At 68.8% G+C, this 13,748-nt stretch carries 8 protein-coding genes and 1 pseudogene; 6 read left to right on the top strand and 3 right to left on the bottom strand.

Annotated features, from left to right (window positions below; genetic code table 11):
* The first annotated feature begins 579 nt into the window (after positions 1–579).
* A complete protein-coding gene (locus AB0F68_RS06505; protein ID WP_357333348.1) occupies positions 580–1,236 on the top strand; it encodes a TetR/AcrR family transcriptional regulator in 657 nt (218 codons plus the stop codon).
* Here the strand turns inward: AB0F68_RS06505 and AB0F68_RS06510 are convergent.
* Positions 1,193–1,680 (bottom strand): annotated as a pseudogene (locus tag AB0F68_RS06510) (Ada metal-binding domain-containing protein). The gene AB0F68_RS06505 and the pseudogene AB0F68_RS06510 overlap by 44 nt on opposite strands.
* A gap of 380 nt (positions 1,681–2,060) precedes the next feature.
* Here AB0F68_RS06510 and AB0F68_RS06515 point away from each other — a divergent pair.
* From AB0F68_RS06515 to nhaA, 3 genes are all read left to right on the top strand, one after another.
* Positions 2,061–2,489: an OsmC family protein gene (locus AB0F68_RS06515; protein ID WP_357333349.1), complete on the top strand. Its 429-nt coding sequence runs from the start codon at positions 2,061–2,063 to the stop codon at positions 2,487–2,489.
* Positions 2,490–2,823: 334 nt separating this feature from the next.
* Positions 2,824–3,135 (top strand): hypothetical protein, encoded by a 312-nt coding sequence (locus AB0F68_RS06520; protein ID WP_357333350.1) that lies wholly within the window; start codon positions 2,824–2,826, stop codon positions 3,133–3,135.
* 170 nt (positions 3,136–3,305) lie between these two features.
* Complete coding sequence (gene nhaA / locus AB0F68_RS06525; RefSeq protein WP_357333351.1) at positions 3,306–5,291, top strand: Na+/H+ antiporter NhaA; 1,986 nt, start codon at positions 3,306–3,308, stop codon at positions 5,289–5,291.
* Between the two features lie 429 nt (positions 5,292–5,720).
* Here the strand turns inward: nhaA and AB0F68_RS06530 are convergent, their stop codons facing one another.
* Complete coding sequence (locus AB0F68_RS06530; RefSeq protein WP_357333352.1) at positions 5,721–6,284, bottom strand: histidine phosphatase family protein; 564 nt, start codon at positions 6,282–6,284, stop codon at positions 5,721–5,723.
* A gap of 194 nt (positions 6,285–6,478) precedes the next feature.
* The gene (locus tag AB0F68_RS06535; protein ID WP_357333353.1) at positions 6,479–7,180 is read right to left on the bottom strand and encodes a TetR/AcrR family transcriptional regulator C-terminal domain-containing protein; all 702 of its coding nucleotides are present in this window, start codon (positions 7,178–7,180) and stop codon (positions 6,479–6,481) included.
* A 155-nt stretch (positions 7,181–7,335) separates the two neighbouring features.
* Here AB0F68_RS06535 and AB0F68_RS06540 point away from each other — a divergent pair, with 155 nt between their 5' ends.
* A complete protein-coding gene (locus AB0F68_RS06540; protein WP_357333354.1) occupies positions 7,336–8,022 on the top strand; it encodes a DUF2306 domain-containing protein in 687 nt (228 codons plus the stop codon).
* A 503-nt stretch (positions 8,023–8,525) separates the two neighbouring features.
* Positions 8,526–13,721, top strand: a complete 5,196-nt coding sequence (locus tag AB0F68_RS06545) for a RecQ family ATP-dependent DNA helicase (protein ID WP_357333355.1) — start codon at positions 8,526–8,528, stop codon at positions 13,719–13,721.
* The last annotated feature ends 27 nt before the right edge of the window (positions 13,722–13,748 follow it).

The following is a 13,748-nucleotide window of genomic DNA, read 5'->3' on the forward strand; positions in this document are numbered from 1 at the left end:
ACCCCACCCCCCCCCCCCGGGGGTTCCCGCCCCCGCGGGCGGGCCCCGCCCCTCCCCCGCGGGGGCGCGCCCCGGGGCCCCCCCCGCCGGCCAGGGCCGAGGTGTCAGTGACAGCATGAGCGATACCGTGCCGGGTCGTGGCGTCGAGAGTGCGGCTAAGGGCGCCCTGAAGATCATTCCAACCGTTCAGTACGGCCGGGCTGGTGGACAGGGCGCGATGCATGTTCGGAGCGACACGCAGCTGCTTCTCGGTGGCCTCGGGGACAGGCCGGGATCAGCTGCGAGTGATGCGTGTGACGTGCAGGCGCATGTCAACGAGCGTTGCCACGCGCTGACCTCCGGCGCGCCGCTCACGACGCCTCGCCGAGCAACTCCTGAGCGATAGTTTTGACATAACGAGGACTAAATAGTCCAGGAAAAGGCTCGTCCCACCGATGATCTCGCGGACATAGCACCCGGTCAGCCAACTGGCAGCGCATGCGCTCGTCGTTCACTATCATTCGAATGCGACATGACGCCGAATGGACTCCAGCGTCCCATTCAGCAGGGATTATCTGGCGCGCTGGATACACTTGAGCGATGAGCGACGAGCAGGTGGCTGCGCCGACGAATCGGCGGAGGATCAGTCAACGGGGCATCGCGACCCGAGAGCGGATCCTCGAGGCGGCGAACCGGCTGATGTTCGTGCGCGGAGTGAACGCGACGACCCTTGACGACGTCCGCGAGGCAAGCCAGACCAGCAAGTCGCAGCTTTACCACCACTTCGCCGACAAGCAGGAGCTCGTACGCGCGTTGGTCAAATATCGAGGCGCGCTTGTGCTTCAGCGCGAGCGCGGAGGCCTCGAACGACTGAGATCGTTCTCAGGGCTGGTCCGGTGGCGTAACGCGCTGGTCCAGGCCAACTCGCTGAACAACGGCAAATACGGGTGCGGCCTCGGGTCGATGGCGGTCGAGCTGTCCGATCAAGATGAGCAGGCTCGATCGATGCTGTTGGAGACGTTTGCGGCATGGGAGAAGCTGATCAGTGATGGCCTGCACCGGATGCGGGACAGCGGTGCACTGCGCCAGGACGCCGACCCGGAGAAGTTGGCCACGGGGTTGATGGCGGCTCTGCAGGGCGGCTACTTGCTGGCGAACGCCGCGCACAACGTCGCACCCATGGAAGTTGCGCTGGACATGGCGCTGGAACACATCAAATCGTTCCTCTCGCAGCCGTCCGGCGAGCCGACCCGTTAACTGAGCCCTTTTCATCGTGATCAGGCCGGTCACGGCGGTGTGAGCAGCCCGGAGATCGATGGCGGCGAGGCTGCAGGTGCGACAGCAGTCGAACCACGATCCGATGCCCCGACCGGGAGCCTCGCCGTGCTGTCTCACCCCGCCACGATCCCGCTGCGCCGTCTTCGATGAGCGCTCCAGCACGCCCGACGAGCGCCGACTGGCCAGGCGCCGGTCGGGCCGGGGGCGCTGCGTCGGGGGAGCAACGCGTGCAGGCTCGGTATCCAGCGAGCTGGGCGCTGGCCGCCCTCGGGTGAAAGTCGAACGTTTCCGTGCCAAGGTCCTGGCGCGACATGATGGCCGGCAGTAGGTGCCGGCCGTCTTCACCGCGGTGAGAAAGATGCCATCGAGTCGTTCCTCGCGTCGTTGGATCGCCTCGTACCGCGACCGCGGATCACTGAGCACCGATGTTCCTCACATTGTCCGGATTTGAGTCCCCCCAGTCGCGGGAGGGCATAGCCGCCCTGATGCGTGAACAGCGGCATATCCTAGCCTTAACGGACTGATGAGTCCATCTTTGGATTTGGCGATTGAGCGAGTTCAGCTGGGGGATCTTGGTCCCGATCGCAGCTTAACATGCCCAGGGTGATGGTTCGCGAGGGCCGAGCGGCTCTGGCGACGAGCGATCATTTGGACTATCCAGTCCGCAGAGGCTAGCCTGCGGAGGTACTCGGTCACGGGGTGACTACGCCCGGCCACAGCCCTCGCTCAGACTGCGGCTCGGCTGCTGCTGGATCCGCGTACCTGGACCCGTCACTACCAGGATCTACAGGAAGGCGCGGCTGATGGAAACCGATCAGGATCGTATCGTCGCATCCGCCCGAGCTGTCCTTCCGGCCAATGAGCGCCGGCGCACGGACATGATCACCCGCGGCTTCACGTTCGTCGCCGATGAACCGCACAACGGCGCAGTCGGCGAAGGCCCGACGCCGACGGAGTACCTGTTGATGGCGCTCGCGTCGTGCACTGCTCAGACGCTGCGGCAGTATGTCGACTACAAGTACGACACCGCCGGTGACATCACGGTCGAGATCGACTACCACGAACCCGAGCAGGAAGGCGCACAGCGCTACCTGCAGCGCACGATCACGCTGAGCGAAGAACCTGACCCCGACGATCTGAAGGTGATGCATGAGATTGCCGAGAGGTCCCCGGTGACCCTGCTGATTCAGTTCGCATGGAGCGTGAAGACCGAGTTCGTCGGGCCGCGCTGAACTCAGGCCGCTTGCTGCTCGGCTATCACGGCCGAGCAGCAGGCGGTTGTCGTTGCGCCCCAGGCGGCGGCAGTGTTTCCGTCGACCGCGACAGCTTGAACGCGATGCGGCGCATTGCATGCGGCGCAGGTCCTGGTCCTGGCGGACGGCCGGTGACTCGTGCCGGCAGCTCAGAACAGAGTCCGTGCGGTCGGCTCGGTGACCTGGAGCGTCTGCCGAGCAGGGCGAACTTGCCGGAGGTCGTATCCCCGGGGATCGGCAGCCCGTGGCGCTGCAATACCTGGTCCACCGGTGACCGGACGAGGTCGCGGTAATGACGGGGCGTGCGCGAGCCGTGCGCGTAGAGCTCGGCGTACGCGCGACGCAGTTCGGGATGCTGGCGGCGCAGCCAGGCGAAGAACAGGTCTTTGACGCCGCGCATCTGGTACGGCGGCGTCGGGAGAATGTTGCCTGCCCCTGCGTCGGCCAGAATGCCGATCAGCTCGTCGATCTGCTCGGTGCTGCCTTTCAGTTCGGGCAGGACCGGCGCGCGCTGGTCCTGCTGGCCTGCACGCTCGGCGACCGCTACGGCCGCACGCGAATCCTTTCGTGGGTATCGCCGGGTTCACCATCGCGTCGATCATGTGCGCGGTCGTCCCGACCATGAGCTCACCTGATAGTCGCCCGCATCCTGCAGGACATCGGCGGGCCTCGTCGCTTCCTCAGCAACAGCTGGGGCAAGCGCGATCAGTACTGAACCGAGCGGTCGCGTGCCCGCGTTGCGGCACGCGATCCAGCTATCCATGCTGGCCCGGCCAGCGCGTCGGAAGGTGACGTGTGACCGAAACCAAGATGAGCGGCCGAACGATCTGGAAGCGGAATCTAGCGCCACCGCTGCAAGCCTTTCTGCGGACTGAGTCCGGCAGCGCCGGCGTGCTCGTGGCCGCCATCGTCGCCGCACTGCTCTGGGCCAACATCGACCTCGACTCCTACGAAGCCGTCTGGCGCACCCAACTGTCCCTGCGACTCGGGCACCTCGAGCTCTCCCGCGACCTGCACACCTGGATCAACAGCGGCTTGATGACTTTGTTCTTCCTGGTCGTCGGCCTTGAGACGCGGCGCGAGTTCGACCTCGGCGACCTACGCGACCGGCGACGTTTCGTGCTGCCCAGCGTGGCCGGCGTGATCGGAATGCTGATCCCGGTGCTGATCTTCCTGGCGATCAACCACAGTGGGCCGGGCGCGCATGGCTGGGGTGTGGCCATGTCGACCGACACCGCCCTCGCGTTGGGTCTGCTGGCGCTGCTCGGTCGGGGCGTGCCCGACCGGGTCCGGATCTTCCTGCTCACCGTGTTCGTGGTCGACGACTTGATCGCACTCATCGTCATCGCCCTGGTCTACAGCGACGACATCAAGATGATGCCCATCGTGGTGGCCGTAGCGGCGTTCGCGGTCATGCTGGCCATCCGCGCAGCCGGCGTCCGACGTGGCTCGGCGTACGTGCCGGTCGCCATCGTGATGTGGGGCGCGCTGCTGGTCAGCGGAGTCGACCCGGTGGTGGCCGGACTGGCCATCGGGTTGACCGCGTTCGCCTACTCTCCCGGCCGAGCTGAGCTCGAGCAGGTCAGCGGACTGTTCCGGTCGTTCCGTGAGCAGCCGACGCCCAAGCTCGCGCGTTCGGCTTCGATCGGCCTCGCGAATACGCTATCGCCCAACGACCGCCTTCAGCGCATCTACCTCCCTTGGTCCAGCTATGTCATCGTGCCGCTGTTCGGCTTGGCCAACGCTGGCATCAGCATCGACGGTCCGTTCCTGGCCCGGGCGTTCGCGTCGCCTGTCACCTGGGGAGTGCTGCTCGCGTATGTCGTCGGCAAGCCGCTCGCCGTGATCGGCACCTCGGCGGGGCTCACCTGGATCTCACGCGGCCGTATCCGTCCGGCCGTGGGCTGGGCGGGCGTGCTCGGCAGCGGCACGATCGCCGGTGTCAGCTTCACGGTGTCGCTGCTGATCGCCAGCCTGGCCTTCACCGGCGACCAACTGGCCGAGGCCAAAGTCGGGGTGCTCAGCGCGGCGATCGTATCCTCGGCGCTGACCTGGATCGCGTTCCGCGTCACCAACATGTTGCCCAGTGACAAGCGCACCCGGGCGCTCTTCGGCGAGATGACGGAGCTGGTCGACCTCATCCCAGACGTCGACGAGACGCGGGACCACGTCCGCGGCCCAGCCGATGCGTCGGTAACGCTGGTGCAGTACGGCGACTTCCAGTGCCCGTACTGCGGGAAGGCCGAGCCAGTCGTCCGGGAGTTGCTGGGCCACGCCGACCTGCGTTACGTGTGGCGTCACCTGCCTCTGTCAGACGTGCACCCGCAAGCCCGGCTGGCAGCCGAGGCCACCGAAGCAGCCGCCGCTCAGGGCAAGTTCTGGCAGATGCACGACCTGCTGCTCGAACACCAGGACAAGCTGAACATCCCCGATCTAGTCAAATACGCCGGCGACCTCGGTCTGAATCAGAAACGCTTCCACGACGATCTGATAAGCCACGCCCACGCCGGCCGCATCGAAAGCGACATCGACTCGGCCGACAGCAGCGGAGTGTCCGGTACCCCGACGTTCTTCATCAACGGCCGCCGCCACTACGGCGCCTACGACATCACGGCCTTGACCGCCGCCATTCGTATGGCCCGAGCCCGGGCCCGCCTCGGCCGCGAGGCACCAGCGGACCCGGAAAATAAGCGCGTTCCGTTGGCTCGACAGCACGCCGGTCAGCCGGTACCAGTAGTGGATCAAGCACGGCCGGCAAGCCGCCGGGGGTGGCGACGATGAGCCCGTTCGGTTTGTGCAGATCCGAGCCGATCTTCACCGATGAGTTTCGAAGCGCCTACGCCAATAAAGGCGGTGACTCCTCCCGGCGGCCGCCGCGATCGCTGTCTTGATGTCCCCAGCGAGGCAGTGACCCGGGCCTTCTCCGGGCACCTCGACCTCGTTGCGGCCGCCATCATCGCCGAACGTTCTCCGGGCGGCGGTTCCACCACCCGGCAGCGGGTGGTGTTGCCGGAGGTGGTCACGCACCGTCGAGCCGGCCGGCACCTGCCCGGTGCCGACCGGTTCCGACGTGACCCCCGCCGCCTATCCAAGGCGCGCGAGGATCAGTGGCCCGTGGAGGCCCGCCCACCATCCGGGGGAGTCGCTCGCCCCCAAGGCGAGGGTCCACAACACCCACCGCAAACCCGGTGAACGTCAGTGGACACCGCACTACGTCCTGTCCTGCCGATCGTGCGGGTCGGCTATCCGGTACTCCCAGCCTTCACGCCAGGCGAAGTCGGCGTTGATCAGATCTTCTAGCGGAACCCCGTCGATCTGGTGGTCGAGAGCCCATCGGGTGGCGACATGTCCGATCACCAGGACACGCTGGCCAGCCCACCGCAGATACCGGTCATCGAGGAATCGACCAACCCGGTGTACGGCCTGCCGCCAGCTTTCGCCACCAGGGTAGGGCTCATCGAGATACCGATCCCGATGCTCGTGCAGCTCGGCGGCGGGCATGCCGTTGCGGTCGCCGTAGTCGCACTCCCGCAGCCGCCAGTCATGCAGGATCGGGATCTGAGTTCCCGAGAAGGCGATGTCGGCCGTTTCCGCTGCCCGGCGCAGATCCGAGACGAACACTGCGGCGATGCCGTCGTCTCGCCTGCGCTGGCCAAGCTCCGCTGCCAGCACTCGTCCTCGCGGGGACAACCGACCGGGCAGCCACCCGGTGGCGATGCCACGGTCGTTGTCCTCGCTCCAGGAGTGAGTCTCAAAAACGATCTCCGTCGACATGCGGCGAGGTTACCGGTGAGGTGAGAGCCCCGGGGGGGGGCAGCTGATTCGCGAGGCGCCGATCGACGAATTTTCCAGCTTCACTGACGCCGGCACCGCCAGCCGCGGTGGTCACGCGCTGGCCACGGCATTGACGCCGTCGCCCAGGTCGGCGGTCGCTTGAGCCCGTGCGGGCGCGAGTGTCTGTCGCCGGGTCAGGACCGGGTGCCGCGGGACGTCCATTCCTGCCGGTGGAGGTTGTCGAATCCGTCGAGCAGCAGGTCGAGGGCGAACTCGAACTCGAACTCGTCGTCACAGCCCTGGCCGACGACGGACCCCTGGTCGTGAGCGGCGGCCATTGCTATCTCGGCGATGTGGGGATACCTGCTGGCCAGTTCGCGGAATGCGGCCGCCTGCGTCTCCGGGTCCTCGGGCAGCGGTGAGGCGGGAAACAGTTCCTGGGTGAACCCCCACACCCGGCTGCCGAGAGCGTGCATCACGTGGTGGGTGAGGTCGACGGAGAAGCCGCCGGCCCGGAACATGCCGACGATCGAGTTCAGGTAGTCCAGCACGACCAGAGTGGGCTTCGGGCGGGACTCGATGACGCGCCACGACCAAGGGTGGCGCAGGAGGGCACGTCGCGCCGAAAGGATGCGCTGCCGGATCGCCGACTTCCAGTCGGTGCCGTCGGCCGGTGGGTCGATCTCGCCGACGATGACGTCGACCATGCCGTCGAGGAGTTCCTCCTTGTTGGCCACGTGCTTGTAGAGCGCCATCGGTACGACGCCCAACTCCTGGGCGAGGTTGCGCATGCTTACGGATTCGACGCCGCTGTGGTCGGCGAGCGCGACGGCGGCGTGCAGCACCCGGTCCCGGTTGAGGGGGGCCCGGCGTGTGCCGTCCAGTTGCTGAACCATCCGTCGCCTTCCCCTTGAAGCGGTCGCCACACGGTAGCGCCTCTTGACGGTGTACGCCGTACACCCTACTCTGACCACTAGGTGTACGCCGTACACCTCCGGGCAGGGGCGATGTGGCCGGCTGGACGGATGACCAGCAGATGAAGGGATGTGCCATGACCCCCTCGGCCAAGCGAGAGTGGCTGGTACCCGCCGGCCTGATCATGCTCAGCGCCGTTCCCGTGATCGCCGGCGCCGCCCGGGCCGCCGAACTCACCGGCGGTGCGACGGTCACCCCGGACAATGCCCGGTTCTTCGCCTCACCCGTACCCGTGCTGACGCACATCATCGGCGCCAGCCTGTATTGCCTCCTGGGCGCGTTCCAATTCGCCCCCAGCTTCCGCCGCCGCCGGCCCGGCTGGCACCGCCTCGTCGGACGGTTGCTGATCCCCTGCGGGCTCGCCGCCGCCCTGTCGGGCTTGTGGATGACGCTGTTCTATCCCCGCCCGCCGGTCGACCACGTGCTGGTGACCCCGATGCGGCTCGTCTTCGGCACGGCCATGCTCTGCTGCATCGTCCTCGGCTTCGCCGCCATCCGGCGTCGGGACATCCCCCGCCACCGCGCCTGGATGGCACGCGGCTACGCAATCGGTCTCGGTGCGGGCACCCAGGTCCTGACCCACTTGCCCTGGATGCTGCTGGCCGGCCAGCCGAGCGGGGTCGGCCGGGCGCTGCTGATGCTCGCCGGCTGGGTGATCAATCTGGCCGTAGTCGAATGGGCGCTGCGCAGGCGGCCGACCAAGCCAACCCGGAGCATCCAGCGCCTTGCCGACGCTCCCAGCGGCGTTCTTGCCCGCCAATGACGGGGATGTGCCGAGCTGGGGCGGCGCTGCCGCATGGACCGCAGCGACGTCGTCGCGGCCGTGACCGAGCTGGAGGAGAAGAGCTTCGTCGAGCGCCGACCCGGCGGACCGCCCGCGCAACACCGTCACGATCACCAGGGCGGGTACACAACAGCTCCAACGGCTAGACCGCGCCCTCGACACCGTGCAGGACGAACTGCTCGCCCCGCCGTCGGCCGCCGAGCGGCAGACTCTGGTCGCGTTGCTCCGGAAGTTGCTGACGCACCACGGCGGCGCGCCGACCTCATGAAGGACCTGAACAAGGTCCATCCGGAGGGTTTCGGCCCACCGGTCGGCTAGCTAGGTTAAGGCTGCTCGCGGCTCCGCCTCATCGGCCAGGTGGGAGTCGGCAGTAGGGCTCGGACAACGGCCGAAGCCTGGGCGGAGACCGCTCGGGTGTGCCAGCCACCGTCTCCGATCCGCCGCTGCCGCACGTCGGGCAGTACGGGGGAGATCGGAAGCACATGGCGTCGCAGGTGATGCCGCCGAATCTGACGGCGGCCAACGATCTGCTGCTGCAACGGGGACCATTGCCTCCGGAGGAGGTCGTGACCCTCCTGCGGGAGAGCGGCATCGTGGTCACGGCGGCCCGGCTGGCGAAACTGCCGGAGCGGTTCCCGGAGGCGTTCGTTCTCGACGAGCACGGCCGTCTCAGCGTTCCCTCCCAGGCCTCCGCCGACGTGGACGATCAGCCGACCGAGCGCCAACCGTCGAGGGTTCCGGCATGGCGGCGAACGCCGCTCCCCGCCACCATTTCGCTGGCCGACTGCGTCGTCCTCGCCGTGTCACCGCCGAACCCGCAGGGGGAGGTGACGGCGGCGGCCGTGCGGATGAGCGACGGGGAGTGCCAGCTCTTCCCCAGCGGGGCGGACCAGAGCGACCGGCTACGCCGGTTCGCCGCCGAGACGGCGTGCGTGGTGACGCACGACGACGACTGGTCGCGGCTACCGCAGCGCCTCGCGGAGTGCCTGCCCGACGTGCACATCGACCTGCGCCTGTTGGCGTTGCTGCAGGAGCCCACGCGGCCCGGCGCGCGGCTGGCCGAGCTGTGCGAGAGCTGGGGAATCGTCCGCGACGGTGACGACCTTGCCGCCGATGCTCGTGCCGAGGCTGCCTGCCTGCGCCTGGTCCTGGAGCAGATCGACGAATCGGAGCCGTCTTGGCAGCTCACCCGGGTCTGCCTGGCGGCGGCGGGTTCGCCGGTGGCACGGCTGCTTCCGGACGGTTCCCTGCCCGAGCGGGTGCATGACGGACTGACGTGCGCGCCGGATCCGTTGCTCGACGTCTCGGGTGAGGGGCACCGGTCGGCGCTCGAGGCGGTGCGCCAGGTGTTCGGCCGGCTGACCGGACAGGGCTACGCCGCGCGGCCGTCCCAGCGCGAGATGTCCACGGCGGTCGGCGAGGTGCTGGACGGCGGCGGGCTGCTCGCCGTCGAGGCGCCCACCGGCACGGGCAAGTCGCTCGCCTACCTCACGCCGGCTGCCGGGCGCGCCGGTGGTGCACGCCGTCCCGTCGTGGTCGCCACCGCCACCAAGGTCCTGCAACAGCAACTGCGCCGCGATGTGACCCGGTTGCGGGAGCAGGGGCTCTTCTCCGTTCCTCTGCGCCAGCTCTTCGGGGTCTCCAACTACATCTGCCCGCGAGAGGTCGCTGCTGCCCTCGACGGTTCCGGCGAGGACACCGACCCCGACCAGTGGCTGGCGCTCGCCGTCGCGATCCGGGGTCTGGCCGTCAGTCAGGTGGGGGTGTGGGACGACATCGCCGACCTGGCGTTCAGCCGCGGCCGCCCGACCTACGCCACCGCGCGCGACGTGCTGCGCACCGATGCCCGCTCCTGTGAGCGGCAGCGGTGCGCGTGGGTGGCGACCTGTCCCTTGTTTAAGCGGCTCGCTGGCATGGCCGAGCGTCCCGGCGTCCTGGCCGTCAACCACGCCTTGATCGCCGCCTGGGCTCGGCTCGCTCAACAGGGGGTGCGCAGTCCCGGCGATGTGCTTGCCGACGGGGCGGGCGACCTCGTCTTCGACGAGGCCCACGAGCTCGAGGATTCCCTGACGGCGGCCTGGACGGAGGCAATCGGCCGTCGCGAACTGCTCGGCCTGGCCAGCCGGCTGGACGGGCGGTCCGGCCTCGACCGTCAACTGCGCCGACTGGTTGCCTCGGGCATTGATCTCCGTGCCGGCCGCCAGTTCCCCGCCCTGGCCCGACGGTTGCGGCGGGATTGCGACAGCCTCACCTCCTCCGTCCTGCGTTACCTGCACGAGTACGGGGGGACGAGTCGTTCCGCCGTGCCCCGCAGCGGGGTGGTACACGGGCGCCCCGAATATCGACAGCTCGTCGAAGAGGCCCGCCAGACCGGCCGTGACCTGCGGGAGTTGCTGACCGAACTAAAGACGGTGGAAGCGGCCGCGCGAGCCCGCCTCGCAGATGTGGGCGACGGTCATCCGCTGCTGCGAAGCATCGTGTCCCGCCTCGCCGGGCTGACCCATGCGGTGACCGATGCCGGGGAGGTGCTGGGGCGGCTGCGGGACCTGCCCGATGAACACCTGTGGGTGTACCGGCTCTCCGCCGACCCGCCATCCGACTTTCCGGCCGGCCCCGAGGCTGCCGAGGAGCAGCTGGACTGGACCTTCGAGTGCATCCCCGTCGATATCAGTCCGGCCTTCGCGGACGCCGTCGTGCATCCCGCCAGAAGCGTCACGCTGACCAGCGCAACCCTCACCACTGGCGGCACCTTCGACTACCTCGCCTCCCGGCTGGGGATCCGGATCGAGGCGGGCAGCAGCCAGCCCGGGGTGTTCGACGGCCGCCAGCTGTCCAGCCCGTTCGACTACCCCGCGCAGTCAGCTGTGGTGCTCACCAGTCACCTGCCGGTCCCGGTGCCCAGCCAGGAACGGGAGTTCGTCGAGGACCTCGCCCGTGACCAGGTGGGGCTGCTGTCGCTGACCGGCGGCAAGTCCATGACGCTGTTCGCGGCACGCCGGCGGATGCAGGCGGTCGCGCACCTGGTGCGGCAACAGGACGACGCCCTCGCTGACCTCGGAGTGCGACTGCTGGTGCAGGGGGAAGCTGGCCGCGGGGAGATCGCCGACAAGTTCCGGGCCGATCCCGGCACCGTCGTGTACGGGTTGCGTTCCTACTGGCAGGGCTTCGACGCCCCCGGCGACACCCTGAGCTACCTGATCATCGAGAAGCCACCCTATCCCCACCCCGACGACGCGGTGGTCAGCGCCCGGGTCCGCGCCATCGCCGACCGCGGCGGTGACCCTTTCCTGGAGTACGTGGTCCCCAAGACAGCCGTCCTGCTCGCACAGGGCTTCGGCCGGCTGATCCGCACCGAGTCGGACCGCGGCGTGGCGTTGATCTGCGACCGGCGTATGCAGTCGCCGAGCAGCGCCAACCGGCTGCTGCTGTCCACGCTTCCGGGCCCGCAGCTTCACCACGCCGTCGACCGGGATGACGCCTGGCGCTACGCCCTGCGCTTCGTCACCGGCGAGGAACCGGACCTGAGCGCGGCGTTGGCGCTGGCGGGCAGCGAGGTCGATGCGATCGTGCAGCGGCTACGCCTGTTGCCGGGGGAGGACCCGGAGCCGAAGCTGCGCGAAGGCGCGCGACTGCTGTTCGGGGTGCAGGAGCTGCGGGCCGAGCAGCTGCAGCTGATGCTGGCGCACCTCGGCGGCCTCGACACGGTCGGTGTGCTGCCCACGGGCACCGGCAAGTCGCTGTGCTTCCAACTGCCGGCGTTGCTGCGCCCGCAGGACCGCGCGACCGTCGTCGTCAGTCCTCTTGTCGCGCTGATCAAGGACCAGCTGGACGACCTCCGCGGCCGTCGCGGCCTGCGCGGTGTCCAGGGCATCACGGGCAGCACGCCGGCGGCCGTCCGCAACGAGATCCTGCGGGACCTGGCCGGGGGCAAGGTGCGGTTGCTGTACGTGTCCCCGGAGCGGCTGGTGCGCGATCCGGTGCTGCGTGTGGCGCTGGAGCGGCAGGACCTGGCCGGCCTGGTTGTCGACGAGGCGCACTGCGTCAGCGACTGGGGGCATGACTTCCGGCCGGAGTTCCGTCAGGTTTCGCGGGCTGTCGCCCACCTCGACCGCGCCCCACGGATGGCGTTGACCGCCACCGCCACGCGCCCCGTGGCGCAGGACATCATCGCCACCCTCGAACTGCGTGACCCGGTCACCGTCAGTCGGCCCTCCGACCGTCCGAACCTCCGCTTCCGCGTCACCAAGGTGGCCGATGAACGGGAGCGGGCCCGCGAGCTGCTGCGTATCGCCACCGCCATGGGCTCCACGCCCGGCATCGTGTACGCGTCGCGGAGGGCGGTCACCGAGGAGATCGCTGCGCTCCTGCGGCGGGCCGGGCTGGCAGCCCGCCACTATCACGCCGGCATGGTGCCGGAACAGCGCGAGGCTGTCCAGGACGACTTCCTCGCCGGCACCACACAGATCATCGTTGCGACCAAGGCATTCGGGATGGGCGTGAATAAGCCGGATGTCGGCTGGGTGGTGCACTACGACCTGCCCGAGTCGCTGGACGCGTACGTGCAGGAAGCCGGGCGGGCGGCGCGCGTCGCCCAGCTGCGCGGCGACTGCGTCCTGCTCTACAGCGGCGGCGACATCGCCCGCCGCCGCGCTCAGGTGGCCAACACGGCCGAGGGCGACCGACGCGCCCAAGCGCAGCGGGTGCTGACGCTGCTGCGGGAGCAGCGCCGGCGGGGCGGGGACGTGGTGTTCCATTCGGAGGAGCTGGCCGAGGCGGCCGGTGTCGAGTCGGACGAGCTCAACGTCCTGCTGGGCTGGCTGGAACGCGCCGGCGCGGTGGAACAACTGCCGGACTGCTCGGCCCGCGGGACCGTGCACGTGGGTGTGCGGGAGCCGGAGAACGAGCAGCAGCGGCGCCGGTTCCGGCACATGTCCGTGCTGCTGCGCATGCGACCGCAGGTCGGCAGCCGCATCGACTTCGACCGGCTGGAACAGGAGCACGGCATCGACCCGGACGAGCTGGAAAACGATCTGGTTGCCTGGTCGCTGGACCGGCTCATCACCTTCTCGTCGTCGCAGCGGTACCGTCGCCTCCGGCTGCGGGCGCGTGAGGTCGACACCGCAGTGCTGACGCGGGAGATCCGCCGATGGAACGTCTGGCAGCGCGAGCAGCTCGACGTCGTCATCTCCTACGTCGGTGGCACGGAATGCCGTCGCGCCGCGATCGTGCGGTACTTCGGATTTCCCCCGTACACCTGCGGTGATCAATGCGAGCCGTGCGACGCCTGTGGGGGACGGTCGGCGTGGCATGATCTTCCCGCTTCGGCGGTGCCGGATCCGGAAAACCTCGTGAACGTCGAGCTCACCGTCCTGCAGGCCGTGGCGTGGGCGTCCACCCTGCGTACGGGCCGCTACGGCGCGGTCGGGCTGAAGGCGGCCGTGCTGGGGGCAGAGGTGTTGGCCGGGGGACATCCGATCGGTGCCGGGCTGCGTCGTTGCCCACAGTTCGGTGCGCTCCGGCACGTGCGCGGTGCCGAGCGGCGGTGGGACCAGGCGGCCGCTCGCCTGGTCGCCGAAGGGCTGCTGGCGCGCGACGAGGTCAGCAGGGACAGCAGGAGCTACACGAGCCTGGCGATCACCGATGCCGGGCAGGAACGGTTGGGGGGCCGTCGTGGGTGAGTTGGTCAGCGTCGAGCGCGTCATCAC

It is taken from the genome of Micromonospora sp. NPDC023966 (assembly GCF_040639095.1).
Taxonomy (GTDB): Bacteria; Actinomycetota; Actinomycetes; order Mycobacteriales; family Micromonosporaceae; genus Micromonospora.

Bases quoted from the DNA above. Each gene is read 5' to 3' on its own strand.
- AB0F68_RS06505 (WP_357333348.1), top strand. From the start codon at position 580: ATGAGCGACGAGCAGGTGGCTGCGCCGACGAATCGGCGGAGGATCAGT.
- AB0F68_RS06515 (WP_357333349.1), top strand. From the start codon at position 2,061: ATGGAAACCGATCAGGATCGTATCGTCGCATCCGCCCGAGCTGTCCTT.
- AB0F68_RS06530 (WP_357333352.1), bottom strand. From the start codon at position 6,284: ATGTCGACGGAGATCGTTTTTGAGACTCACTCCTGGAGCGAGGACAAC.
- AB0F68_RS06535 (WP_357333353.1), bottom strand. From the start codon at position 7,180: ATGGTTCAGCAACTGGACGGCACACGCCGGGCCCCCCTCAACCGGGAC.
- AB0F68_RS06540 (WP_357333354.1), top strand. From the start codon at position 7,336: ATGACCCCCTCGGCCAAGCGAGAGTGGCTGGTACCCGCCGGCCTGATC.
- AB0F68_RS06545 (WP_357333355.1), top strand. From the start codon at position 8,526: ATGGCGTCGCAGGTGATGCCGCCGAATCTGACGGCGGCCAACGATCTG.